The following is a 24,635-nucleotide window of genomic DNA, read 5'->3' as shown; positions in this document are numbered from 1 at the left end:
TGTCGCAACGAGAATATTTCGTTGCATGGTTGATACGTGAACGTATTTGTTGCATGATTCATACGTGAAGTCAAGAAGCTATGAGAGTCCGACGCGCAAGGCGCACGCCGAGGCGACCCGGCTCGGCATCCTGCGGGCGCTGATCGACCTGATCGTCGAGGAAGGTCCGGGCACCATCTCCATCCCCCAGGTCGCCACCCGGGCCGAGGTGTCGGTGCGGTCCGTGTACCACTACTTCCCGACGAAGGAAGCACTGTTCGACGGTCTGGCCGAGTCGATGCCGTCGTTGGTTGCGACACCGGACGGCGCCCCGCCTGAGATACCGACGTCGCCGAACGAGCTGGTGGCCCAGATGCCGCGCATCTTTCGGTTCCTCGAGGCCAATCGATCGGTGTTCCGGTCGCTGTCGGTGTCGGAGCTGGGAGGTCGCGTGGAAGCGGCGCGGCAGGACGACCGGCTGGAGCGTCTCGACACGATGCTGGAACCCTTGCGTGACCGTCTCGACGACGACGAGTTCCGCCGCCTGCGCGGCGTGATCGGCGTGCTCGTGTCGTTCTCCGGATTCGACGCCCTCACCCACGTGTGGGGCCTGACCACCGAGGAGGCCGCCGAAGCGGCCGGGTGGGCGGTCAAGTCGTTGTGCGACCGCGCCCGCAGGAGTGGGGTCGGCTCATGACGTCGTCCGCCGTCTCACTGCGCTGGGACAAGCCGGGGCCCGGCGCCTGGCGCCTCGACAGCGCCCACAACCTCGGTCCGCTCACGCGGATCATGCAGGACATCTTCCCGACGGCGATGGCCGACGGCTTCCGCAGCTGCACCGGTCGGTACGGTCTGCCGATCAGCCACATCGACGTGCGGTACGTCAACGGCTTCGCCTACGGCTCGGTGCGCATCGCCGGGATCCCGGCGTCGGACGCTCCTCCTCCGCCGGCCCGGGTTCTGCGCGTCCTCACCCGCCTTCACCCGGCGTTCCTGCGGCGCAACCGGCAGGCGCGTCGGGCGCTCGACCGCCACTTGTGGAACGAGGACCTGCGCACGTGGTTCGACCGCCTCCGCCCAGCGAGGCTGGCGGCCGTACGCGCGCTCCAGGACGTCGATCCCGCCGGCCTCAGTGATGCCGAGCTCGCCGACCATGTCGAACGGTGCGTCGCCACGTTGGCCGACGGGCTCCGCGAGCATCACTCGATGATCGGGGCCTCGGCGATCCCCATCGGTCTCCATCTCGTGCAGCAGGAGGAGATGGGGCGATCGGCGGAGGAGGCGATCAGCGACCTGGCCGGGGCCGCCGCAGCGTCGACCGGCGCGACGATCCCCGCCCTCGCCGCCGTGGCCGAAGCGGTGGCCGCGGCCGACGTCGTGCCGACCACGCTCGACGACGTGCGACGCGCATCGCCGGAGGCAGCCGCTGCGCTCGACGCCTACCTCGCCGACTACGGCCAGCGGGTGGTCGGCGCGCTCGACGTCACCGGGCGCCGCCTGGTGGAACTTCCGGACGTCGTGCTGAAGTCCATCCTGGCCGCTCGCAACCCCGGCGAGCGGCAGGCTCCGGTTCGCCACGCCGACCCGGTGCTCGCCGAAGCCCGGCTGGCGGCAGAGTCGCGCGACGACCATGCCGGCATCTCGTGCATGTGGCCGCTCGGGCTCACCCGGCGTGCCCTGCTCGAAGCGGGAGCTCGGCTGGTCGACGCGGGGCTGATCGACGATGCCGGCGACGTGCTCGACGCCTCTGTCGTGGAGGTGCGCGACCTGCTCAACCGATCGTCGACGGCGCCGACCGCCGCCGAGCTGGCCCGGCGCTCGGGCTCTCGTCGGGCCCTCGTCACGGCGCGCCCACCGGCGCTGCTCGGCGCTGATCACCCGCCACCCGACCCGTCCTCGTTCCCGCCGGCGATGGCCCGGATGACCGCGGCGATGGGTGCGTTCTTGCGCACGATGTCCTCACACGACGAGGAGGCGACGGGCGTGGGCATCGGCGGACGCGCGTACCGCGGACGCGCCGTCGTGGCGTCGAGTCCCGAGGACGCGATCCTTCGCGTCGAGCCCGACGACGTGTTGATCACCACGACGACGACGCCGGCGTTCAACAGCGTGCTGCCGATCGTGGGTGCGCTGGTCACCGCCCACGGTGGGTTGATGAGCCACGCCGGGATCGCTGCCCGGGAGCTGAACATCCCCGCCGTCGTGGGAGTCGCCGACGTGCTCGAGCGCATCCCCGATGGCGCCGAGGTCGAAGTAGATCCTGTCGCCGGCACCGTCCGCGTGATGTCCGAGCGGCGCGTCGGCGAGAGGTAGTGCATCGCCCCGTCGGGCGGACGGGCCCGCTCCCGGCGCTCGAGGGCGGGCCCTACACTCCGCGCCATGTCGATCGTCGAGCGGGTGCTGGCCGAGGTCGAGGCGATGACGGCCGAGCTCGTCGCCCGAACCAGCGAGCTCGTGCGCATCCCGAGCATCAGTGGCAGCGATGCCGAGAACGACGGGCAGGCGCATCTCGCCCGGCTGTTCGACGGCAGCGGCCTCGACGTCGACCACTGGCCGATCGACCTCGATGCCCTCACCGCCGATCCCGGGTTCCCTGGCATGGAGGTCGATCGCCGCGAGGCATGGGGACTGGTGGCCCGCCTCCGAGGCGCCGGTCATGGCGACGGACCCACCCTGATGCTCAACGGCCACGTCGACGTCGTCCCGGTCGGCGACCCTGGCGCGTGGTCGGTCGGGCCGTTCGACGCTCGCACCGCCAACGGATCGCTCTTCGGTCGCGGGTCGTGCGACATGAAGGCCGGACTGATCGCAGCGTGGGCGGCGGTCGAAGCGATCCGCCGGGCCGGCGTGACGCTGCGCGGCGACGTGCTCGTGGCATCGGTGCAGGGGGAGGAGGACGGAGGGCTCGGCACGTTCGCCACGCTGCGCCGCGGTTGGACGGCGGACGCGTGCGTCATCGCCGAGCCGACGAGCCTGGACCTCGTGCCGGCGAACGCCGGTGCCCTGACGTTCCGTCTCGTCGTCCGCGGGCACGCGACGCACGCCTCGCGCCGGACGTCCGGTGTGAGCGCTGTCGAGAAGTTCTGGTCGGTCTGGGCGGCGCTGGCCGACCTCGAGGCCCGGCGCCACGAGACGGTCGATCCGCTCGCCGCACGGTGGCCGCTCGCCCATCCGCTGTCCATCGGCACCATCCGGGCAGGAGACTGGGCCTCGTCGGTGCCCGACCTGCTGGAGGCCGAAGGCCGGCTCGGCGTGGCGCTCGGCGAACCGGTCCACGAGGCCAAGGCCGCGCTCGAAGCCGCCGTCGCCGACGCCAACGCGGCCGATCCCTGGCTGCGTGATCATCCGGTGGAGGTGCAGTGGTGGGGTGGGCAGTTCGAGTCGGGCCGGCTGCCGGCCGACAGCGACCTCGCCGACCGCGTCCGCGCCGCCCATCAGGTCGGCGCCGGAGGTCGTCCGATCGACACCTGGGCCGCCCCCTACGGCAGCGACCTGCGCCTGCTCACAAACGTCGGCCACATCCCGACGCTCCAGTACGGCCCGGGTGACGCCGCCCTCGCGCACGGCCCCGACGAGTCGGTGCCGATCGACGAGGTCCTCGCGTGCACGCGGACGCTCGCCGCCCTCGCCGTCGACATCTGCGGCACCGCCTGACATCGCGCGGTGACAGAGTGCCAGGCGCTCTCTCACCGCGCTGCTGGCTCAGGCGCCGGCCGTGTCTGCTGTCGGCGCGAAGCCGAGCTCGGCATAGGCGGCCTGGGCGACGGCGAAGCCGTCCCAATCCCAGGCGATCGGCTCGCCGGCGAGGCACGGCTCGAGCCGGGCGAGCGAGGCGTGCAAGCCGACGACGTAGCAACGCTCGACGGCGGTGTCGGCATCGGTGACGAAGTGGCTGAGGCGGAGCACGCAGCCCGCGTCGACCGCCTCGAGCTCCCAACGCATGAACGAGCCAGGATCGACGTGGGTGTGCTCGAGCAGCATCGGTGGCTCGACCCGCGTGATGGTGCAGGTGATCGTCATCGGCTCGTCGCCGGCCGCCGTCATCACCATCTCGCCGCCTTCGCGGAGGTCGACGGTGATCTCGGCGTCGAAGGGCAACCACCATTCGGCGAGACGGGCCGGGTTGGTGATCGCATCCCAGACGTCGCGGATCGGGTAGCCGAGGTGCCGCTCGAAGCGGATCACGCCGCCGTCGGCAGTGCGCTCGATCGAGCCGTCGTAGAGCGGGGTGGGGGTGTGGGTCATCGTGGATCCTTCGGGGATGGGGTCGTGCTGGGCCTGACGGGCGTGGACGTGCGGGCGAGGTGCCGTTCGAGGGCGTCGAGCCGACCGGCCCAGTGCGCCCGGTAGGGCTCGAGCCACTCGTCGAGCGCGCGGAGCGGCTCGGGCCGCAGCCGGTAGAGCCGCCGCTGGGCGTCGTTGCGCACCGTCACCAGGCCGGCGTCGCGCAGCACCTTGAGGTGGCGCGAGACGCCCGGCTGATGCATGCCGACCTCGTCGACGAGTTCGCTCACCGAGCGTTCGCCGTCACGCACGGCGTCGAGGATGCGACGCCGTGTCGGTTCGGCGATCACATCGAGGATGTCGAGCGTGGTGGGCACGACGAACAACATACGCTGGTGCGTATATACGTGTCAACAGATATATGCCATGCCTGTCGCTCAGTCGTCGTCTGAACCCGGATCCTCCGCGCCCGCCGCGTCGTCGCGGTCGGCCCACTCCAGCAGCGGAGCGATGTCGAACACGGCGTCGTCGATGCCGGCGTGAAGATCGCCGATCTCGGCGAAGCGTCGGGGCATGGTGGCGATGGTGAGATCGCCCGGCTCGACGTCGGCGACCTCGTCCCACGTGATCGGCGCCGACACGGGGGCGGTCGGCCGACCCCGCACCGAATAGGCCGCGGCCATGGTGTGGTCGCGGGCGTTCTGGTTGTAGTCGACGAACAGGGCGGCGGGGTCGCGGTCCTTGCGCCACCACGTCGTCGTCACGTCGCCGGGCATCCGGCGCTCGACCTCGCGGGCGAAGGCCAGGGCCGCCCGGCGGACGACCGGGAACTCGTGGTCGGGTCGGATGCGGACATAGACGTGCATGCCGTTGCCGCCCGAGGTCTTGGGCCACCCGGTCGCACCGAGCTCATCGAGCACCTCGTGGACGACGCGGGCGGCGCGGCGCACGGTGGAGAACGGGCAGTTGGGCATGGGGTCGAGATCGATGCGCCACTCGTCCGGTTGCTCGGTGTGGCCGCGCCTCGAGTTCCAGGGGTGGAACTCGACCGTCGACATCTGCATGGCCCAGATGACCTCGGCGAGCTCGGTCACGCACAGCTCGTCGGCGTGCAGCCCGTAGCGCGGGAAGTGAAGGCGAACCGTGTTCACCCACGGCGGCGCGCCGGCCGGCAGGCGCTTCTGGTGGACCTTCTTCTCGGCGACGCCCTTGGGGAACCGGTGCAGCATGCACGGCCGTTGCCGCAGCGCGTTGACGATGCCCGGCCCGACGGCCAGGTAGTAGTCGACGAGGTCGCGCTTGGTCGCCCCGATGGCCGGGAAGTAGATGCGATCGGGGTTGGTGACGCGAACCACCCGTGATCCGACCGGCACCTCGATCGCCGGCGACTTGGAGGACGCAGCCATCGCCCGACCGTACCCGCGTCCGGTCGCTACGTTGCGGGCCTGTGAGCACGATGATCGACCGGGCGCATCTCGCCGAACTCCTGTCGTCCGAGCAGGCGCGGTTCGCCGACCGGAACCCGCGGTCGCGCGCGGCCCACGAGCGGGTGAGCCACCTGTTCGGCGGTGTGCCGATGACGTGGATGGCCAAGACCGCCGCAGGATTCCCGCTCTACCTCGACCGGGCGTCGGCGGCGCGAGTGGTCGATCTCGACGGCCACGAGCTGATCGACTTCTGCCTCGGCGACACTGGTGCGATGGCCGGTCACTCACCGGCGGCGACGGTCGCTGCGGTCACCGAACGGTTCGCCACGGCGGGTGGCGCGACGACGATGATGCCGACCGAGGACGCCGAGGTGGTCGCCGCCGAGCTGGCCCGCCGCTTCGGCGTGTCGACGTGGAGCTTCTCGCTGACCGCGACCGACGCCAACCGTTGGGCGCTGCGCCTGGCCCGGGCGGTCACCGGGCGTCCGAAGATCCTCGTCAACAGCTACTGCTACCACGGCACCGTCGACGAGTCGCTCATCGTCGCCGGCGACGGCGCGGGGCTTCCGCGGCCCGGCAACGTCGGAGCGCCGGTCGACGTGACGGTGACGAGCCGTGTGGCCGAGTACAACGATCTCGACGGGCTCGAACGAGAGCTGGCTCACGGCGACGTGGCCGCCGTCCTGATGGAGCCGGCGCTGACCAACATGGGCATCGTCCTGCCCGAGCCGGGCTATCTGGACGGGGTCCGGGAACTGACCGAGGCCGCGGGCTCGCTGCTGATCATCGACGAGACGCACACGATCTCGGCCGGGCCCGGTGGTTGCACCCGGGCGTGGCGGCTGCGGCCCGACATCGTGACGCTCGGCAAGGCGATCGGCGGCGGCATCCCGATCGGCGCGTACGGCCTGAGCGACGCGATCGTCGAACGCGTCGACGCGAGGCGCGACCTCGACCTCGTCGACACCGGCGGGGTCGGCGGCACGCTCGCCGGCAACGCCCTGTCGCTGGCCGCGGCACGAGCGACGCTGACGGAGGTGCTGACCGACGCGGCGTTCGTCGGCATGATCGACCTGGCGACGACGTACCACGCCGGCGTCGGGGCGATCATCGAGCGCTACGCCGTGCCATGGTCGGCCGCCCAGCTCGGTGCTCGATCGGAGTACCGGTTCTCGTCACCCGCGCCGCGCAATGGCACCGAGTCGCACCGCTCGACCGACGTCGACCTCGAGAACTACCTCCACCTCTTCCTGCTCAACCGCGGAGTGCTGCTCACCCCGTTCCACAACATGGCCCTGATGTGCCCGGCCACCACGGCAGGCGACGTCGCCGCCCACCTCGACGTGCTCGACCAGGCGGTCGCGTCGCTCGTGTCGTGACGCGCTCGATGGCCTCCGGGCGTCGCACGGCCCGACGTTGACCGCGTCGATTCAGTCGACGGCCGCGGCGGTCAGCACCACGAACGCGGCGACGATCATCGCGACCCTGACGACGTGCAACCGGTCCCAACGACTTCGTTGTTCGCGCCAGTCGGCCGGGACTGACTCGGGGGTCCACGTCTTCGACCGGTCGTTGATGGGCACCAGCAGGGCGATCGACATGACGACGCTCGCGGTCAGGAGGCCGGCCGCAGCCCACGCAGCGTCGGCGGCGTCGGGTCGCAGCACGGCCATTGCGATGGAGAGCAGGAGCGGGCCGATGTACCAGACGGGCATCGTCCGGCCGAGCAACCGGGCACCGTCACTGCGCGCCAGCACGCCGGCGTCCTCGGGGAGGCGATCGAAGATCGGATTGACGACGAACGCAACCGACAATTCGACGCCGACCATCAATCCGACGGTCACCACTGCGCCGATCGCTAACCAGTCCATCTCAGTCCCCGTTCTTTCGTGGCTACTAGCACTGCTAGTGACTCTATCAGTGCTAGAGAGAGCTGCTACGATGTTGCCATGACAGCGTCAGTGGGTGCCCGTCGGGCTCGTGAGTTCGCAGAACGACAGGCGCTGATCGTCTCGACAGCCCGATCCCTCGCCGAGGAGCGCGGGTGGGACCACGTCACGACGCGGCGGCTCGCCGACGCCATCGAGTACAGCCAACCGGTGCTGTACGGGCACTTCCCGGACGGGCGGTCCGGGATCATCACCGCCGTGGCCCTCGTCGGGTTCGACGAGCTGGCGGCAGCGATGTCGGAACCGGGCGAGGGTGCGTCCGGCGCGGACCGCGTGCGTGCGGTCGTTACGGCCTACCTCGACTTCGCCGAACGCCATCCGGCGACGTACGAGGCGATGTTCCGACTGCCGATCGGGGCGCCGTTCGCCGCCGCCGAGACGCCCACCTCGATGCGGGCGGGATTCGAGGCGATCGTCGGGGCGTTGCGGGCCCTCGATCGGCCGCCGGCGGATCTGGAGACAGCAGCCGAGGTGCTCTGGGGAGCCATGCACGGTGTCGCCACGCTGCGGCGCTCGGGCCGTTTCGATCCGCGGCTCGACGAGCGCCGCGTCGACGAGCTGGTCCGCAGCTTCGCCGGCTAGCGGCGCGCTTCGCCAACGTCGATTTCGCGGGATGCTCAGCGCGGGCGGCTGTAGTGGAGCGGGGCGTCGTAGGAGGCGCCGACGAAGGGGCGGCCGGTGCGCCGGGCGAAGCGCCACTGCATCGAGATTCGGGTCCCCACGGCTTGGCGCGGCAGGTACGGCACCGAGTGCTCCCAGTCGGCCTGACAACGCCCACCCATCACGAGCAGGTCGCCGTGGCCCGGTTGCAGGTCGTGGGTGGCGCCCTTGCCGACGTCGAGGTTGTGCCGCTGGCTGCGCGGGCGCAACAGCCACGGCCGGCGGGCACCGAGGCTGAGCACGGCGATGATCGTGTCGTCGAGCCAGCGCATGTCGGTGTCGCGGTGGAATGCCTGGCCGTCGTTGCCGTCGCGGTACTGGATCAGGCTGAAGCCGCCGAACTGCACCTTGTACCGGTGCTGGAGGACGCGGTGCACCTCGGCGAGGGCGGGGTGGGGCAGGGGGCGACCCCGGTGCCACGACGCACCGAGGCGACGCTCCTCGACCCAGTGGTCGTACCGGTAGAGCTGGCTGGACTCCCACTGGACGCCGTCGCGCAGGGACTCGAAGAGCGCCGGCTCGTCGACGATCCAGTTGCGGGCGATGTCGACCCACGACGTGCCGTCGAGGGCGAGTCGCTCGAACTCGACGGACCGGTCGACGTGTGGCTCCACACGCCCGAACGTACCGCCGGCGCGCTACGAAGTCATCGCTCTCGAGTACGGCACTGTCGCACTGGTGGGGTCATGTGGTATGCATGCTTAATGCGCAATGTTAAGCACAGATGTTCAAGGCGTTCGGTCAGTGCTCTGTTGGCGATGGCTGCCGCAGTTGCACCGTCGGCGGTCGATGCGTCGTCCGGGAACACCCAGCCGTCGGACGGCGATGACATGCGAACGGTCACCCACGAACTCGGGACGTCGCAGGTGCCCGTCGATCCGCAGCGCATCGTCGTGGTCGACCGTCGCGGGACGCTGGCCTTCATGCTCGAGCTCGGCGTCGAGCCGGTGGGTGCGCTGGACGCGACCTGGTTGTTCGGTGAGCCGTTCCACCCGTTGATCGCCGACGCCGCCGAAGCGGCGGGGGTCGAGCCGATCGACTCGACCGACGGGCCGAACCTGGAACAGATCGCCTTGCTCGAGCCCGACCTGATCATCGGCAACGTGCGGGACATGGCCGAGACCGAGGACAAGCTCGCCGAACTCGCCCCGACGATCGGGCTGGCGTGGAACTTCGCCGACCCGCTGGCGAATGCCGTCACGATCGGCGAGGCGCTCGGCCTCGGCGAGGAGGCGCAGGCGCTGGTCGACGAGTTCGAGGCCTCGCTCGACGCCGCCGCTGCGACGACGGAGGCCCCGGGCACGGTCTCGATCATCGGCTTGTTCGCCCCGGACGACATCCGCATCTACCGCGAGCAGAATCTGTACGCGGCGTTCGCCGAGCGGCTCGGCGGGTCGGTGATTCCGATCGAGGACGAGTTGCCTCTCGATCCCGACGACAACGAGGTGAACTTCGTCAGCATGGAGCAGATCGGCCTGGCTTCAGGCGAGCACGTGATCTCGTTCGTCAACCTGTCCGGGGAAGCCGACGCCGGCTACCGCGCCTTGCAGTCCGATCCACTCGTCCAGGCGTTGCCCGGCTTCCAGAACGGCCAGGTGCTCGAAGCCGACCCGCAGCTCGCGTTCGGCGCCGCCGGCGTCACGGGCATGGTGGCAATGCTCGCGCAGCTGGTCGAGTTCTTCGACGCCTGACGAGGGCAGCTGCAAGGTGGACGGATGGCCATCCTCGAGCCCCCTGATCTGGCACCAACCGCGAGGTCGCTTCAGTCCGACGTGCGCTGGCCGAACCGGTGCAGCGCGGCCGGAACGGCCACGGCGAGGAGTAGCGCACAGTACATCCACGACGCCGCGACCGGATGCTGCATCGGCCAGACCTCCTTGGTCACCGGGGCGAGCGGGTTGCCGAACAGCTCGCGCACGCCGGCCACCAGAGCGCTGACCGGGTTCCACGACGCGACCCACTGCAACGCGTTCGGCATCGAGGCGATTGGCACGAACGCGCTGGACAGGAACGTGAGCGGGAAGACGCCGACGAACACGATGCCCTGGGCGCTGTCGGGGGAGCGGACGATCATGCCGATCCACGTGCCGATCCAGATCATCGCCGTGGCGAACACGAGCAGCAGGGCAACGGCCGAGGCGATCTCCAGCGGGCTCGTGTGGGCCCGCCATCCGACGGCAGCGCCAGCACCGATCAGGATGGCGATCGACAGCACGCTGCCGGCCATCTCGGCCAGGTAGTGGCCGGCGAGGTACGCCGCCCGGCTCGCCGGCAGCGACCGGAAGCGGTCGATGACCCCCTCGTCGAGATCGGTGGCGATGGACACCGCTGGTCCCATCAGGCCGAACGCCAGGCCCTGGATGAGGATCCCGCCGATGAGGTACTCGCGATAGTTGCCGCCCTCGACGTGGATGGCCCCGCCGAAGACGTAGGCGAAGAGCAGCACGAACATCAACGGCTGCAGCGTGACGTCCATCAGCTTCTCGGGGATCTGGCGGATGTGCTCGACGTTGCGCCGGGCGAAGACGAGCGAGTCCCGGGCGAAGGCGCCGATCGTGCTGCGCCGATCCGAGGTCGGCTCGGTGACGGGATCGAGGCTGAGGACTGCGGTGTTCATCGGTGCTCCGACTCGGTGAGACTCAAGAAGACGTCGTCGAGAGTGGACTGGCGCCGCGTGAGATCGGCGACGTAGACGCCGTTGGCGTCGAGTGCCCGCACCACCTCGACGAGGCTGGTGTCGGACGTGGTGGACGCGGTGACGGTGAGCGCCCGTGCGTCCATCGTGAGATCTCCGGTGGCGAACCGGCTCAGCACGGAGGCGGCGAGCGACAGCTCCTCGGCGAGGGCGACCGTGACGATGATGCGGTCGTCGCCGATCTGCCGCTTCAGTTGCTCGGGTGAGCCGTGGGCGACGGTGCGCCCATGGTCGAGGACGACGATGTCGTCGGCCAGGCGGTCGGCCTCCTCGAGGTACTGCGTGGTGAGGATCACCGTGGTGCCGTCGGCGACGAGCTCGCGCAGCATGTCCCACAGATCCTCCCGGCTGCGCGGGTCGAGCCCGGTGGTCGGCTCGTCGAGGAAGAGCACCTGCGGCGTGGCGACGAGGCAGGCGGCGAGATCGATGCGGCGGCGCATACCGCCCGAGAAGGTCTTCACCAGCCGATCGGCGGCGTCGGTGAGAGCGAAGCGCTCGATCAGCTCGTCGGCGCGTCGGCGGGCGTCGGTTCGCGAGAGCCGGTGCAGCCGGCCGATCAGTTCGAGGTTGAGACGCGCGTCGAGCAGGCCGTCGACCGTCGCCTGCTGCGAGGCCACACCGATGTTGCTGCGCACGAGGGCCGGGAACCGCTCGACGTCGTAGCCGGCGACGGTCGCACGGCCCTCGGTGGGGCGGGCAAGCGTGGTGAGCACGCGGATCGCCGTGGTCTTGCCGGCGCCATTGTGACCGAGGAGGCCGAGGACGGTCCCGGGAGCGGCGTCGATGTGGAGATCGCGAAGCGCCCAGAGGTCACCGAAGCGCTTGCCCAGGCCGCTGGCGTGGACGCCGGCATGCGCAGCAGCCATATCAGCCGAATCACCACCGGGCCTTGGAGAGTCGGTGACGTCGACGCTCGACGTACCGCGTACCAGTTGATCGTACATAGTACGAACAGTGTTAGTGGTACAGTGTACGCATGTCAAGACCCCGTCGCGACCAGCCGACGAACCGTCGGCCGTCGGGTCGGCAGAGTGCACCGCGTGCGCCGCACGCAGGACGTCCGTCGCGCCCCAACGTGGACGCCGCGATGGACAAGCTCGAACGCAAGGCGGCGGCCCTCGACCGGGCGGCCACCAAGGCCGAGCAGGTGGCCGCCAAGCTCGCCGCCAAGGCCTCGCGCCTCGACGACGTGTCGGCGAGGCTCGCCTCGCTCGACCTCTGGATGCGCGCCGAGCCGGGGTCCCGCAAACCCCGGTTCTCGCGCGACGACATCGCCGCCGCCGCCCTGCGCATCGCCGACACGGAAGGTTTCGAGGCGCTCTCGATGCGCCGGTTGGCCACCGAGCTCGGGTCGGGGACGATGACGCTGTATCACTACGTGCGCACCAAGGACGAGCTGCTGGCCCTGTTGCACGACGCCGTGATGGCCGAATTGCTGATCCCCGACCAGGAGTTGCCGTCGGACTGGCGACGGGCGATCATGCTGATCGCCGACCGGTCCCGCATCTCGTGGCAGCGGCATCCCTGGGCCCTCGACATCCACATCGACCCGGCGCCCGGTCCCAACGGCGCCAAGCACTTCGAGCAGTCGTTGCGCGCCGTCGAGTCGTACGGGGGCACGTTCGCCGAGCGCGTCGAGCTGATCACGGCCGTCGACGAGTACGTGTTCGGCTACTGCTTCTTCGCCCGCTCCAACGGACCGGCGGCCACCGAGTACGACAAGGACATGCTCGCTTACATGAACGGGCTGCTCGCCGGCGGCAACTACCCGACCCTGCGCGCCATCCGCGACCAGTTCGGGCTGCCCCGGGTGCTCAAGGAGCTCGGCGAGGTGATGGCCGACACCGGGCGCTTCCACCGCAACCTGGAGCGTCTCCTCGACGGGTTCGATCGCTGATGGACCTGCACTTCAGCGGGGAGATCATCCACTGGCGAGGGCCGGCGCCGTTCCACTTCGTGGAGGTTCCCGAAGAGCAGAGCGCGGCGATCGAGGCGGTGTCCTCGATGGTCACCTACGGCTGGGGCGCCATTCCGGTCCGGGCCCGCATCGGGCGGACCGAGTTCACCACCTCGCTGTTCCCGAAGGGTGACATGTACCTCGTCCCGATCAAGGTGGCCGTCCGGCGAGCCGAGGGGCTCGCCCTCGGCGACGAGGTCGCGATCCATCTCGAACTCGACACCTAGTCACTAGCACCGCCCGACGATGGGGGACGCGTCGGGGCCGGACGCACTTTTCAAGCCGCGTGGAAAGTTCGCGCTATAGATCCGACGCAATATGCCGATGAGGCTATGTGACCCGCCTCGGACGCCTGCTTGCCATCAGCCTGATCGCCACGACCGCCCTCACCGGGACGATCGCCGCCGTGAGCGGGAGCGCCTCGGCCGCCGACACCTACGTCGTGCGGTCCGGCGACTCGCTCGGTGTCATCGCCGCCCGGCTCGACGTCGCGCTCGACGACCTCCTGCGGCTCAACAACCTCACCGTCCGGAGCGTCATCCACCCGGGCCAGCGGCTGCTCGTTCCGGGAACGGGCGGCTCGAGTGGTGGCGGCTCGACCGGGGGTGGCTCGCGGGCGGGTACCACCTACGTGGTGAAGGCGGGTGACTCGTTGGGACGGATCGCTCAGCGTCACGGGGTGACCCTGACAGCGCTGTTGCAGGCCAACAATCTGCGAGCGACGAGCCTGATCGTGCCGGGACAGCAGCTGACCATCCCGGGCACAGGCACCGGCGGCGGCTCGACAGGGGGCGGCTCGACCGGGGGCGGCTCGACAGCGGGTGGCTCGACCGGTGGCGGCTCGCGGGCGGGTACCACCTACGTGGTCAAGGCGGGCGACTCGTTGGGACGGATCGCTCAGCGTCACGGGGTGACCCTGACAGCGCTGTTGCAGGCCAACAATCTGCGAGCGACGAGCCTGATCCTGCCGGGACAGCAGCTGACCATCCCCGGCACAGGCACCGGCGGCGGCTCGACCGGTGGCGGCTCGACCGGTGGCGGCTCGCGGCCGGGCAGCACCTACGTGGTGAAGGCGGGTGACTCGTTGGGACGGATCGCTCAGCGTCACGGCGTCACCCTCGCCGCGCTGTTGCAGGCCAACAATCTGCGAGCGACGAGCCTGATCGTGCCGGGACAGCAGCTGACCATCCCCGGCACAGGCACCGGCGGCGGCTCGACCGGCGGTGGTTCGACCGGCGGTGGCACGAGCGGCGGCGGCACCGGAGCGGCGACCACCTATGTGGTGCGGTCCGGCGACTTCTTCGCCCGCATCGCCGCCAACCACGGCGTCACGCTCGCCGCCCTGCTCGCCGCCAACCAGATGACCGCCAACAGCCTCATCGTCCCCGGCCAGGTGCTGAGGATCCCGGCTCGCGGGACCACACCGCCCCCGACGACGCGGCCGCCGACGACCACGACCCGGCCGCCGACGACGACCACCCGGCCGCCGACCACGGCGCCGGCATCGGGCGGAGGACCGCGGTACACCGTTCGGCCCGGAGACTCGCTGGGGCTGATCGCATCGCAGCACGGCATCGAGCTGCGCAGCCTGCTGGCGGCCAACGGGATGTCATCCAGCAGCCTGATCGTGGCCGGCCAGGTGATCAACCTGCCGGCCGGCGCCAAGCTCAACCCGATCGACAGGGTGCTCAACTACGCCATCGCCCAGGTGGGTAAGCCGTGGCGATTCTTCACCCGCGGCCCGGACTACTTCGACTGCTCGGGTCTCACCACTGCCGCCTTTGCGCAGATCGGCGTCGGCCTGATCCACCAGAGCGCCCACCAGGCGCAGCAGGGTCGAGCCGTGGACTTCCGAACCCAGCCGCTCCGAGCCGGCGACCTGATCTTCCAGGACACCGACGGCGACGGGATCATCAATCACGTGGGCATCGCGCTGAGCCCGACCACGTGGGTGCAGGCGAGGAGCATCCGCCAGGCGGTCTCGATCGGGCCGATCCCGTCGCTGAACAACATCGTCGCCGTCCGGCGGATCCTCTGACTACTCAGCCACGAGGGCCGGCGCCAGCTCCCGCCATTGAGCGATCGGGAACGCCGCCGGATCGGCCGTGAGCACCTGGATGCAGACGTGGTCGGCGCCGGCATCTCGGTGCTCCTGCACCCGCTTGGCGATGGCGGTGTCGTCACCCCAGACGACGAGGGCATCGACGAGACGGTCGCTGCCGCCATCGGCGATGTCGTCGCTGGTGAAGCCCTGGCGCTTCCAGTTGTTCGAGTAGTTGGGGAGGCCGAGGTAGCGCTCGAGGTGGAGGCGGGCGACGCGGCGCGCCGTCTCCGGATCTGTGTCCAGCACGACGCCCTGCTCGACGGCGACCAGGCCGTCGGGCCCGATGCCGTTGCGGGCGGCCTGGGTGAGCTCCGGGGTGACCAGATAGGGATGCGTGCCGGCCGTCCGGGTGCGAGCGAGCTCGAGCATCTTCGGGCCGAGGGCGGCGATCACGCGGTCCTCGGCGGCAAGGGGCGGGTTCGCCGCGTCGAGACCGTCGAGGTAGGCCGCCATCGTGGCCAGCGGTCGCTGGTAGGTGCCGGACTCCTTCACGTGGTCGATGAGCGGCTGGTGGCTGATGCCGACGCCGAACAGCAATCGTGGTCCGTGCTCAGCGGTCAGCCGGGCGTGCTCGGCGGCCGTCTCCTCGGCAGTGTGCATCCAGATGTTGAGGATGCCGGTGGCGATCGTGGTGGACGTGGTGGCGGCGAGCAATCCGCCGAGCGGCGTGAACAGGTCTCCGCCGACGTCGGGAATCCACAAGGTGGAGTACCCGAGCCCTTCGAGCTCGGCAGCGTGCGCTTTCGCCTCGGCGGCGTCGCCGTAGCGCAGCTGGCTGCTCCAGATTCCGGTCCCGGTGACTCGTGGTGTCATGGGACCAGCATGCCAGCAGCGGGTCTCGCCGGCCCCTGCCGGAGCACCATCGCCCCGTGGATGGGCGACGGTCGAACCGTCGTCAGATCGCCCGCTGGTGACGCAGCTCGTCGAGGAAGAGCCGCGCCGCGGGATGCTGGTCGGTGGGCGTGTCGTCGATGACCGGGGCCGGCTCGTGGCGGACCTGGCAGCCGGGGCACCAGTACAGCACCCGGTTCGACAGGCCCTGACGCCTGGAATGCACGGTGTCGGCACAGCGGAAGCAGCGCTGTCCCGTCCGGCCGTAGACGGCGAGGCCGCCGGGGACGCCGGCCGCCGTGATGCGTTCGGCGTGGGTGAGGTTGGCGCGCAGGAGGCGGGCGGCGACGTTGACGACCCGCCGGCCGAGGGTCTCGGGGAGGCTCGACACGGGGGCGAAGGGACTGAGCTCGCAGGCCCAGAGCACCTCGCAGCGGTACAGGTTGCCGACGCCGCAGAAGACCCGCTGATCGAGCAGCACCTCACCGATGGTGGCGCGGGGGTCGTCGTAGGCGAGCAGCGACTCGACGCATCGGTCGAGGTCGGCGTCGACGCGGCACAGGTCGGGGCCGATACGTCCGAGACCCGGATGCCGACTGAGGTTCGGCGAGCGGTAGGTCTCGACGAGCGGAGCGTTGAAGCACACGGCCGACCACGTGTCGTTCTCGATCACGGCTCGCATCTCGCGGTGGGGGCGCCGCCACGGATCGCCGTGGCGGTAGAGGTGCCAGGCGCCCGACAGCCGCATGTGGGTGTGGAGGATGACGCCGTCGTCCCACTCGATCTCGAGGTGCTTGCCGTGGGCCTCGACCCGCTCGACGGTGCGGCCCGCCCGGGGCACGACCCCGACGAGGCGGGGGGCGTCGAAGCGGACCATCTTGCGGTCGACGAGGGCCGTCCGCAGGGCGGCGGCGGTGCGGTGGATCGTGTCCCCCTCGGGCACGGGTCAATCGTAGGCTCGCGCCCGAGGGAGATTCGTGGATACCGCTCGACGGCCGCCGAGCCGGTGGCGACACCTGGCTATTCGGTGCTGATGGCCTCGAGCACGTCCATCCGGGACGCCTTGAACGACGGGTACAGCGCGGCGAGCAACCCGGCGAGGACGGCGCCGACGAGCACGATGACGATCACCGGCACGTTGAACACGACGCCGTCGACGAACTCGTCGGGCATGGCCATCGACAGCACCACGCCGAGGAAGGTGCCGAGCACGATGCCGACCACGGCGCCGAACGTCGACACGATGATCGCCTCCCAGCGGACCATCTTGCGGGTCTGGCGCTTGGTCATGCCGACCGCACGCATCAGGCCGATCTCCCGGGTCCGTTCGAACACGGCGAGGCCGAGCGTGATCGAGATGCCGAGCACGGCGATGATGATCGACAGGCCGAGCAGCACCGTGATGATGACGAGCAGCTGGTCGATCTGGGCGGCCTGCGAGTCGCGGAAGGCGTCGGCCGACTCGACGTTGGCCTGCGGGTAGTCGACCAACGCGGCATCGATCGCCGCCTCACCGTCCTCCTCCGACACACCGTCGGCGAGCTTGGCGCCGATCAGGAAGTCGAACTGCTCGCTCGTGTTGTTGGCGTCGATCAGCTCGGTGGACATCACCCAGTTGCCGAACAGCGCCTTGCCCTGCGAGTACACGGCGACGACGGGCACCTCGATCGTGGTGTCGTTGCTGAACGTCACCGACACCGTGTCGCCGACGGCCAGGTCGTTCTCGTCGGCGGCGTCCTCGTGGACGAGGATCCCGCCGGCGAAGTCGTCGAGGCTGCCGTCGACCACGCCGAAGTCGAACACGTCACCAGCCGATGACGCATCGGCGGCGGCGAACGTCTTCTGCTCGGTTTCCCGCCCCGGGATCGCCACCTCGGCGTTGAGGAAGCGGGCGCCGCTGACCGCTGACAGCTCGGGGAGCTCGCGCAACGTGTCGGCGACCTGCGTGGGCAGACCGGTGAAGTTGTCGCTGGACACCACCACGTCGGCCGTGACGCCCTGGTCGATCTGGTTCTTGAACGTCTCACGGATCGACGCGGCGAACACCGCCGAGGCGCTGACGAGGGCGACCCCGATCATCAGCGCGGAGGCCGTGGCCGACGTGCGCCGCGGGGCGCGACCGGCGTTGTCGCGGGCGAGGCGACCGGGGGTCCCGTAGACCTTGCCGACCGGCCACCCGAGCAGCCGGGTGACGGGTGTGGCGATCGTCGACGAGACGCTGGCCGTGCCGAGGAAGAGGAACAGCGCGCCGCCGCCCGCGAGGGCCACCATCCCCGGCGTGCCGCCGGGACGGACGAAGATGCCGAGGAGGAATGCCAGCCCGCCGACGACGACCATCGTCGTGCCGGCCACGAGGCGCTTGGCGCTCAGCGACTCGAAGCCGAGCTCCGGACGCATGGCGGCCACGGGAGGGATCTTGGCGGCCCGCCGCGACGGGACGACGACCGCCAGCAAGGTGATGCCGACGCCGACGACGAAGGCCATGACGATGGCGAGCGGCTTGAGCACGATCGGCATGTCCGGGAAGCCGGCACCGGCGGCATTGAAGATCCCGAGCATCAATCTGGCGACACCGAGACCTCCGGCGATGCCGAGGACCGTCGCCACCAGCGACATGATCAACGCCTCGCTGACGATCAGCCGGCGCACCTGTCGGCCGCCCCCACCGATCGCCCGCAGCAGCGCGAGCTCCCGCAGGCGCTGGCCGATGGTGATCGCGAACACGTTGTTGATCAGGAAGGCGCTGACGAACGCCGTGATGAAGGCGAAGATCAGCAAGCCCGTGGTGAACGGGGTGATGAACGATCCGACGAAGTCCTTTGCCTCGTCCCGGAGGGTGTCGCGGGTGACGACCTCGACGTTGCCGGGCAGGCTGTCGACGAGCGCCGCCTGCACCGTGTCGACGTCGACGCCGTCCTCGACCCGGAGGTCGATGGTGTCGAACGTGTCGGGCTGACCGAGCAGGGTCGCGGCCGTCTCCGTGTCCCAGAGCGCAGCGCTCGCGCCGGCGTAGCCATCGCTGGCCCCGAGACCGATGAGCCCCGTCACGGTGAACGTGCCACGTCCGCTCGACGTGACGATGTCGACGGGGTCGCCGATCACGAAGCCCTTGTCGTCGGCGGTCGCCTTGTCGAGGGCGACCTGGTCGGGGCCGGTGGGTGCCTCTCCCTCGAGCAGCCGGACGGGATTGAAGTCGTCGGGTCCGTCCCACGAGACCCCGAACGTGGGCGAGCCACCGACCATGACGGCGTCGCCGTCCTTGTCGATGATCGTCACGTTCTGCGTGATGGTGCCCTCGGCGACGTCGACACCTGGGGTGGCCTCGACGGTGGCGAGCAGATCGGCCGGGATCGGATCACGCTGAGCGCCGTCGAGGGTGTCGCCGAACGCCAGCTGGGCGCGGACCTCGAGGTCGAGATTCTCGGTGGACTCGTTGATCAGCGCGTTGAAGCCCGAGCGCATGCTGTCGGCGAGCACGAACGTTCCGACGACGAACGAGACGCCGAGCAGGATGGCGATGGAGATGGCGATGAGGCGCCCGAACCTCGCGCGGATGCTCCGCCGCGCCAGCAGCATCGTGGCATTGCTCATCTCAGTCCCCGAGCTGCTTGATGCGGTCGAGAACGCGTTCGGCGGTCGGTTCGAGCATCTCGTCGCGGATGCGGCCGTCGGCGAGGAAGACGACTCGGTCGGCGTACGACGCGGCGCCCGGGTCGTGGGTGACCATGACGATCGTCTGGCCGTATTCCCGTACGGCCCGTCGCATGAAGTCGAGGATCTCGGCACCCGAGCGGGAGTCGAGGTTGCCGGTCGGCTCGTCTGCGAAGATGATGTCGGGCCGGGCGTTGAGCGCGCGTGCGACGGCGACGCGCTGCTGCTGGCCGCCCGACAGCTCGCTCGGGCGGTGCTTGAGGCGCGTGCCGAGCCCGACGGTGTCGACGACCTCTTGGAACCAGGCCTTGTCGCCACTGTCGCCGCCGAGCATGAGCGGCAGCTTGATGTTCTCCTCGGCGGTCAGTGTGGGGATCAGGTTGAACGCCTGGAAGATGAACCCGACCGCCTTGCGGCGCAGCTCGGTGAGCTCCTTGTCGTTGAGCTTGGCGAGGTACGTGTTGCCGATGAACACCGAGCCACTCGTGAGCGAGTCGAGACCGGCGAGGCAGTGCATCAGCGTGCTCTTGCCCGAGCCGGACGGGCCCATGATGGCGGTGAACTTGCTGCGCTCGAACGTGACGCTCACGTTGTCGAGGGCGATCACCTCGCTCTCGCCGCGCCCGTAGCGCTTGGTGGCGTCGATCGCTCCGGCAGCGGCGACGGCGGTGCCGGTGGCGGCGGGGGGTGGAGGGGTTCCGGGTGCCGGTGGCGCGAAGTCGCCCGGCTGCACAGTCTCGTCGGTCATACCCAAGAGTCTGCGCCGAACAGGACGTGGCCGCATCCATCTGGCGGTTGATCGACCTCCGCCCGGCGACGGATCAGGTGGACCCGGGCTCGACGAGTCCGGATTCGTAGGCCATCACGACCGCCTGCACCCGGTCCCGGGCGCCGAGCTTCGAGAGCACGCGACCGACGTGCGTCTTCACCGTCGCCTCGCCGAGGATCAGGCTGTTGGCGATCTCTGTGTTCGACTGGCCGCGTGCCATCAGCCGCAGCACCTCGGTCTCGCGCTCGGTGAGCGTGCCGAGCCACTTGTGGCCGTCGCCGTTGATGTTGGGTCGCTTGGCGACCTCGGCGATGAGGAGGCGAGTCACCTGCGGGGCGAGGAGGGCGTCGCCGCGAGCGACGACATCGATGGCTTCGACGAGCTGATCGGCCGGCGCATCCTTCAGGAGGAAGCCGCTGGCGCCGGCGCGCAAGGCCGCATAGACGTAGTCCTCGAGATCGAACGTGGTGAGCATCAGCACGTGCGGCGGATCGGGTGCGGCACAGATCCGCTCGCACGCGGCGATGCCGTCGAGGCGCGGCATGCGCACGTCCATCAGGACGACGTGGGGACGCGCCCGGCGAACGAGCTCGATCGCCTCGGCCCCGTCGCCGGCCTCGCCGACGACCGAGATGTGCGCTTCGGCTTCGAGGATCATGCGCAGTCCCTGGCGCACCATCGCCTGGTCGTCGACGAGGACGACGCGGATCGTCTCGCGGCGTTCCGTCACAGGCGGCGGTCCTCACGATCGTCGGCGCCGCTCATCGGTGCCACCCTACAAGGGGGCTCATCGCGGCCTGCCCGCTGTTCTGGCGCCGACCGGAGTCGTCGCGCGCGTCGGTCGGCGGCGCCTGGCGGTCGGCCGCGGCGAGCGGGAAGTGAGCGCGAACCTCCCAGCCACCGTCACGTCGCGGTCCGGTGCGCAGCTGGCCGCCGAAGGCGGCGACCCGTTCGCTCATGCCGATCAGCCCGTACCCGGAGCCCTCAGCGGACGGCTGGGCGGATGCGCCGCGCCCGTCGTCGGCGACGCTGACGTTGACCCGTTCGGGGGTGCAGTCGACGATCACCTCGACGGTGACGTTGGGCCCGGCGTGACGCGTGACGTTGGTGAGCGCCTCCTGGACGACGCGGAACGCCGAGAGGGCGACACCCGTGGGGACGTCGTCGAACGAACCTGACCTGACCAGGCGGACGTCGAGCTCGGGGACCGACTGCACGAGGGCGTCGATGTCGGTGAGGACCGGCGTGCGGACCGGGGTGTCGCCGACGGCGGGATCGCGGAGAACGCCGAGGATCTGGCGGAGCTCTCCCATCGTCTGGCGTCCCGTCGACTCGATGTTGGCGAGCAGTTCGGCAGTGGCGGACGGGTTGCGTTCGAGATTGCGGCTGGCGGCCGTGGCCTGAATGACCATCACGCTCACCGAGTGGGCGACGACGTCGTGGAGGTCGCGGGCGATGCGGGTGCGTTCCTCGGCCAGTCGCTGGCCGACGACCAGTTCGCGTTCGTGCTCCGCCCGGTCGGCGCGGGCGGCGAGCTCGGCGATCTCGTTGCGGCGACGGCGCATCAGCTCGCCGACGAGGAAGCACACGGCCATCAGCGCGGCGACGCCGATGGCGTCGCCGACGGTGATGCCGTCGAGATCGAGCAGCAGGCTGAGCACGAGGATCGCCGTGATGGCCGCGGTGATGATCACCGTCGCCCGCACACGGGCGGCGCCCGACGCGTGGGATCCGAGGGCGTACAGGGACATCGCCACGCCCACCCACGCCGGGCCGCTGATGCCGGCGAAGTCGAGGACGATCTGGAGCCCGACGGTGAGCAGCGCCGACACGATGGTGTGCCGCCGCCGCCACGCCAGCGGCACGCATGCGACGACGACCAACGGAACCGTCCACCACGATGGATCGCGGAACTGTCGTCCGTCCGTCTCGTCCTGCAGGAAGTGCGAGACCAGGGCGATCGACGCGACACCGGCGGCGAGCGCGCCGTCGACGAGGAACGGGTGCTCGCGCATCCATCGCGCCAGCCGCCAATCGCGCCACGGGACGATGCTCGACATCGATCGCGACGCTACCGACGGGGCGCGGCAGCGTCGTCAGCCGCCGGGTGGACGGCGGTCCGACCTCCGGGGGACCCGCCGGTGAGCAGCGTCTCGGCGACGTCGTACTGTGGGCGCCGTGGACCTGTCGGTGGCGCCTGGCTCCCCGGTGCCGAGCCCGGAGCCGACCGCGGCGAGCGCGGCGGCCGGGATGATCGAGGCGGCCGTGGGCGACCACCCGGAGGCCCGCCGGAACTTCGGATACCAGCCGGCACTCGACGGTCTGCGCGGCGTCGCCGTGTCGCTCGTGCTGGTCTTTCACGCCGGGTTCTCGTGGATGACTGGCGGCTACGTGGGTGTCTCGGTCTTCTTCACGCTGTCGGGCTACCTGATCACGTCGCTGGCGCTCCACGAGTGGCAGCGCTCGGGGCGCGTCGACGTGGTCGCCTTCTACTCGCGGCGCGTGCGCCGCCTGCTGCCGGCGAGCCTCATCTGCATCGCCGGCGTGGTCGTGGCGGCGCATCTCGGGGCGTTCGACGGCATCACCAACGTCCGCCGGGACATGTGGGCCGCCGTCGCTCAGATGTACAACTGGGTCGCCCTGGCCGGCGGCGAGGACTACGCCACCCAGATGGCGCGCGTGGCCGGCCAACGGGCGCCCCTCGACCACTACTGGTCGCTGGCCATCGAGGAGCAGTTCTACTGGATCTGGCCGCTCGCCCTCCTGGTCGTCCTGCGGGCCCGACCCGCCCGTCGCATCGGCGTCGTGGCCGCTCTCGCCACCGCGTTCACGATCTCGACGATCATCATCGCCGCCGTGGCCGGTGACGGGGCGACGTACCTGGCGACTCCCGCCCGGCTGCCCGAGATCCTGTCCGGCGCCCTGCTCGCCGTCGTCCTGTTCCACCGCCGCCCCGGAGCGTCGGTCCGGTCCGGACGCGGCGCGCCGGGCCTGGCGCTGGCCGGGCTCGCCGTGATCGGATGGGCGGCGATCACCTGGCCGGCCCGGAGCGGTCCGGCCTACGACGGTTGGCTGCCGGCCTTCTCGTTGGCATCGGTGGCGGTGATCGCCGGCCTCCAGGTGCCCTCGCCGGTCCGCGCGGCGTTGTCGTGGGGACCCCTGGTGGCGCTCGGCCGCATCAGCTACGGCGTCTACCTCTTCCACTGGCCGGTGTTCACGCTCGTCGACGAGCGTCTGATCGACACCAGCCGGGTGGTCCTGTTCGGGGTCCGGCTGGCCGTCACGATCACGATCGCGGTGGTGTCCTTCCGCGTCCTCGAGATGCCGATCCGCCGCGGGCGGGGCATCGGGTACGGCCGCGGCGCGGCCGCCTGGCGTCGCACGTTCGACGTCGCCGGGGCGTCGTGCATCGCCGTCGCCATCGTCGTGGCGTCGGTGCCGGACCGCGACGGCTCGTACACGTACGTCGCGGACGAGACGGTGGCCGCCGTCGCCATCCCGCCGGTCGCGCCCGATGCCGTGCTGCCGCCCGTGTCCCGCCGGGCGGTGCGGGTGATGGTGGTGGGCGATTCGACTGCCTACGCCCTCGGCTCGGGAATGATCCAGTACGCCTTCGACCACCCGGGCCAGATGCAGGTGTCTTCGGCCGCCGCCGTCGGGTGCGGCCTGAACATGACCGGCGAGCTGCCGGACTCCCAGTTCCGCGACGCGTGCCTCGAGGTGAACCGGGGGCTCGTCGGTTCCGTCGAGCGACTGCGGCCGGACGTGGTGGTGGCGATGGTGACGATGAGCGACATCGAGGACCGGCGTTGGTCCGATGCCGAGGGCCTGCTGGCCATCACCGATCCCCGATTCGCCGACCGCCTGTTCGACGCGTACGCGCTGCTCACCGCCGCGTTCGTCGGGGCAGGCGCGGGCGACGTCGTGTGGGTGATGCCTCCGATCCCACGGTTCTACGCCGTCGGCGAGGGGGCATGGGCGGTCGATCCGGAGCGGTTCGCCGCGTACCGGCGCGTCCTCGATCGTCTCGCCGCATGGTCGGACCGGGCCGCGGTGGCCGACGTGCCGGCGTGGATCGATGAGCGAGGCGAACGGCCAGACACCGACGACGGCCTGCACTGGACGCTCGACGGGGCGATCGACGTGACCGAGGAGTTCCTCGGCCCGCTCATCCGGGAGGTCGCCGAGGCCCGCGAGGCCACGGAGTCACCAACGGCTCCGAGTCCCTCGTCGGGCTGAACGGTGGAAGTGCGTACGGAATGGGCCCTTGGCAGGCTGTTGCGGTTTGATTGTTGACTATCGCGCTCGGGTTTAGTGTGGTTGGGCATGATCGGGTGATGGCGTTCGGGTATCGGCGGGTGGATCGTGATCAGTTGTTTCTGTTGCCGC

23 protein-coding genes are annotated in these 24,635 nt (G+C 70.3%); 10 read left to right on the top strand and 13 right to left on the bottom strand.

The window, feature by feature from the left end; translation table 11 throughout:
• Positions 1-64 precede the first annotated feature (64 nt).
• The 3 genes from DN771_RS20685 (at position 65) to DN771_RS20675 (ending at position 3,633) form a co-directional block, all read left to right on the top strand.
• A complete protein-coding gene (locus DN771_RS20685; RefSeq protein WP_162942203.1) occupies positions 65-676 on the top strand; it encodes a TetR/AcrR family transcriptional regulator in 612 nt (203 codons plus the stop codon).
• On the top strand, positions 673-2,292 hold the full coding sequence (locus tag DN771_RS20680) for a PEP-utilizing enzyme (protein WP_116999462.1): 1,620 nt from the start codon (positions 673-675) through the stop codon (positions 2,290-2,292). The genes DN771_RS20685 and DN771_RS20680 overlap by 4 nt, the downstream gene beginning before the upstream one ends.
• A 66-nt stretch (positions 2,293-2,358) precedes the next feature.
• The gene (locus tag DN771_RS20675; RefSeq protein ID WP_116999461.1) at positions 2,359-3,633 is read left to right on the top strand and encodes an ArgE/DapE family deacylase; all 1,275 of its coding nucleotides are present in this window, start codon (positions 2,359-2,361) and stop codon (positions 3,631-3,633) included.
• A 48-nt stretch (positions 3,634-3,681) separates the two neighbouring features.
• Here DN771_RS20675 and DN771_RS20670 read toward each other — a convergent pair whose 3' ends face one another.
• The 3 genes from DN771_RS20670 to ligD are packed head-to-tail and all read right to left on the bottom strand — an operon-like array spanning position 3,682 to position 5,609.
• Entirely contained in the window at positions 3,682-4,224 is a 543-nt protein-coding gene (locus tag DN771_RS20670; protein ID WP_116999460.1) for an SRPBCC family protein, read from the bottom strand.
• Positions 4,221-4,592: an ArsR/SmtB family transcription factor gene (locus DN771_RS20665; protein WP_116999459.1), complete on the bottom strand. Its 372-nt coding sequence runs from the start codon at positions 4,590-4,592 to the stop codon at positions 4,221-4,223. Before DN771_RS20665 ends, DN771_RS20670 begins: the two co-directional genes overlap by 4 nt.
• A 48-nt stretch (positions 4,593-4,640) precedes the next feature.
• Positions 4,641-5,609, bottom strand: coding sequence for a non-homologous end-joining DNA ligase (gene ligD / locus DN771_RS20660; RefSeq protein WP_116999458.1), 969 nt, complete (start codon positions 5,607-5,609; stop codon positions 4,641-4,643).
• Between the two features lie 50 nt (positions 5,610-5,659).
• Here ligD and DN771_RS20655 point away from each other — a divergent pair, with 50 nt between their 5' ends.
• Positions 5,660-7,009, top strand: a complete 1,350-nt coding sequence (locus tag DN771_RS20655; RefSeq protein ID WP_116999518.1) for a transaminase — start codon at positions 5,660-5,662, stop codon at positions 7,007-7,009.
• A gap of 51 nt (positions 7,010-7,060) precedes the next feature.
• On the opposite strand, the gene DN771_RS20650 is transcribed toward DN771_RS20655, so the two are convergent.
• Positions 7,061-7,501, bottom strand: coding sequence for an anthrone oxygenase family protein (locus tag DN771_RS20650; protein ID WP_116999457.1), 441 nt, complete (start codon positions 7,499-7,501; stop codon positions 7,061-7,063).
• Between the two features lie 78 nt (positions 7,502-7,579).
• Here DN771_RS20650 and DN771_RS20645 point away from each other — a divergent pair, with 78 nt between their 5' ends.
• Positions 7,580-8,161, top strand: a complete 582-nt coding sequence (locus tag DN771_RS20645) for a TetR/AcrR family transcriptional regulator (protein ID WP_116999456.1) — start codon at positions 7,580-7,582, stop codon at positions 8,159-8,161.
• Positions 8,162-8,196: 35 nt separating this feature from the next.
• On the opposite strand, the gene DN771_RS20640 is transcribed toward DN771_RS20645, so the two are convergent.
• Positions 8,197-8,853 (bottom strand): alpha-ketoglutarate-dependent dioxygenase AlkB, encoded by a 657-nt coding sequence (locus DN771_RS20640; RefSeq protein WP_116999455.1) that lies wholly within the window; start codon positions 8,851-8,853, stop codon positions 8,197-8,199.
• 144 nt (positions 8,854-8,997) lie between these two features.
• Here DN771_RS20640 and DN771_RS20635 point away from each other — a divergent pair, with 144 nt between their 5' ends.
• Complete coding sequence (locus DN771_RS20635; protein WP_205528684.1) at positions 8,998-9,930, top strand: ABC transporter substrate-binding protein; 933 nt, start codon at positions 8,998-9,000, stop codon at positions 9,928-9,930.
• A 71-nt stretch (positions 9,931-10,001) separates the two neighbouring features.
• Here DN771_RS20635 and DN771_RS20630 read toward each other — a convergent pair whose 3' ends face one another.
• Positions 10,002-10,856 (bottom strand): ABC transporter permease, encoded by an 855-nt coding sequence (locus DN771_RS20630; RefSeq protein WP_116999453.1) that lies wholly within the window; start codon positions 10,854-10,856, stop codon positions 10,002-10,004.
• Positions 10,853-11,800: an ATP-binding cassette domain-containing protein gene (locus DN771_RS20625; RefSeq protein WP_116999452.1), complete on the bottom strand. Its 948-nt coding sequence runs from the start codon at positions 11,798-11,800 to the stop codon at positions 10,853-10,855. Before DN771_RS20625 ends, DN771_RS20630 begins: the two co-directional genes overlap by 4 nt.
• Positions 11,801-12,021: 221 nt before the next feature.
• On the opposite strand from DN771_RS20625, the gene DN771_RS20620 reads away from it, so the two are divergent.
• The 3 genes from DN771_RS20620 (at position 12,022) to DN771_RS20610 (ending at position 14,929) form a co-directional block, all read left to right on the top strand.
• Positions 12,022-12,831: a TetR/AcrR family transcriptional regulator gene (locus DN771_RS20620; protein ID WP_162942201.1), complete on the top strand. Its 810-nt coding sequence runs from the start codon at positions 12,022-12,024 to the stop codon at positions 12,829-12,831.
• A complete protein-coding gene (locus tag DN771_RS20615; RefSeq protein WP_116999450.1) occupies positions 12,831-13,118 on the top strand; it encodes a DUF1905 domain-containing protein in 288 nt (95 codons plus the stop codon). The genes DN771_RS20620 and DN771_RS20615 overlap by 1 nt, the downstream gene beginning before the upstream one ends.
• Positions 13,119-13,225: 107 nt before the next feature.
• Complete coding sequence (locus DN771_RS20610; protein WP_116999449.1) at positions 13,226-14,929, top strand: LysM peptidoglycan-binding domain-containing protein; 1,704 nt, start codon at positions 13,226-13,228, stop codon at positions 14,927-14,929.
• On the opposite strand, the gene DN771_RS20605 is transcribed toward DN771_RS20610, so the two are convergent.
• The 6 genes from DN771_RS20605 to DN771_RS20580 form a co-directional block, all read right to left on the bottom strand.
• Positions 14,930-15,808 (bottom strand): LLM class F420-dependent oxidoreductase, encoded by an 879-nt coding sequence (locus tag DN771_RS20605; RefSeq protein ID WP_116999448.1) that lies wholly within the window; start codon positions 15,806-15,808, stop codon positions 14,930-14,932.
• Between the two features lie 82 nt (positions 15,809-15,890).
• Positions 15,891-16,769 (bottom strand): DNA-formamidopyrimidine glycosylase family protein, encoded by an 879-nt coding sequence (locus DN771_RS20600; RefSeq protein WP_116999447.1) that lies wholly within the window; start codon positions 16,767-16,769, stop codon positions 15,891-15,893.
• Between the two features lie 77 nt (positions 16,770-16,846).
• Positions 16,847-19,417 carry an ABC transporter permease gene (locus DN771_RS20595; RefSeq protein ID WP_116999446.1) on the bottom strand — a complete coding sequence of 857 codons (2,571 nt, stop codon included), beginning with the start codon at positions 19,415-19,417 and terminating at the stop codon, positions 16,847-16,849.
• A gap of 1 nt (position 19,418) precedes the next feature.
• Positions 19,419-20,225: an ABC transporter ATP-binding protein gene (locus DN771_RS20590; protein ID WP_116999445.1), complete on the bottom strand. Its 807-nt coding sequence runs from the start codon at positions 20,223-20,225 to the stop codon at positions 19,419-19,421.
• A 73-nt stretch (positions 20,226-20,298) separates the two neighbouring features.
• Positions 20,299-20,976 carry a response regulator gene (locus tag DN771_RS20585; protein ID WP_227462422.1) on the bottom strand — a complete coding sequence of 226 codons (678 nt, stop codon included), beginning with the start codon at positions 20,974-20,976 and terminating at the stop codon, positions 20,299-20,301.
• Positions 20,977-21,007: 31 nt separating this feature from the next.
• Positions 21,008-22,306: a sensor histidine kinase gene (locus tag DN771_RS20580; protein ID WP_116999444.1), complete on the bottom strand. Its 1,299-nt coding sequence runs from the start codon at positions 22,304-22,306 to the stop codon at positions 21,008-21,010.
• 118 nt (positions 22,307-22,424) lie between these two features.
• On the opposite strand from DN771_RS20580, the gene DN771_RS20575 reads away from it, so the two are divergent.
• A complete protein-coding gene (locus DN771_RS20575; RefSeq protein ID WP_162942200.1) occupies positions 22,425-24,485 on the top strand; it encodes an acyltransferase family protein in 2,061 nt (686 codons plus the stop codon).
• Positions 24,486-24,635: the final 150 nt, after the last annotated feature.

Source organism: Desertimonas flava, from assembly GCF_003426815.1.
Lineage (GTDB): Bacteria > Actinomycetota > Acidimicrobiia > Acidimicrobiales > Ilumatobacteraceae > Desertimonas > Desertimonas flava.
This window is presented reverse-complemented; position numbering and strand designations above follow the sequence as displayed.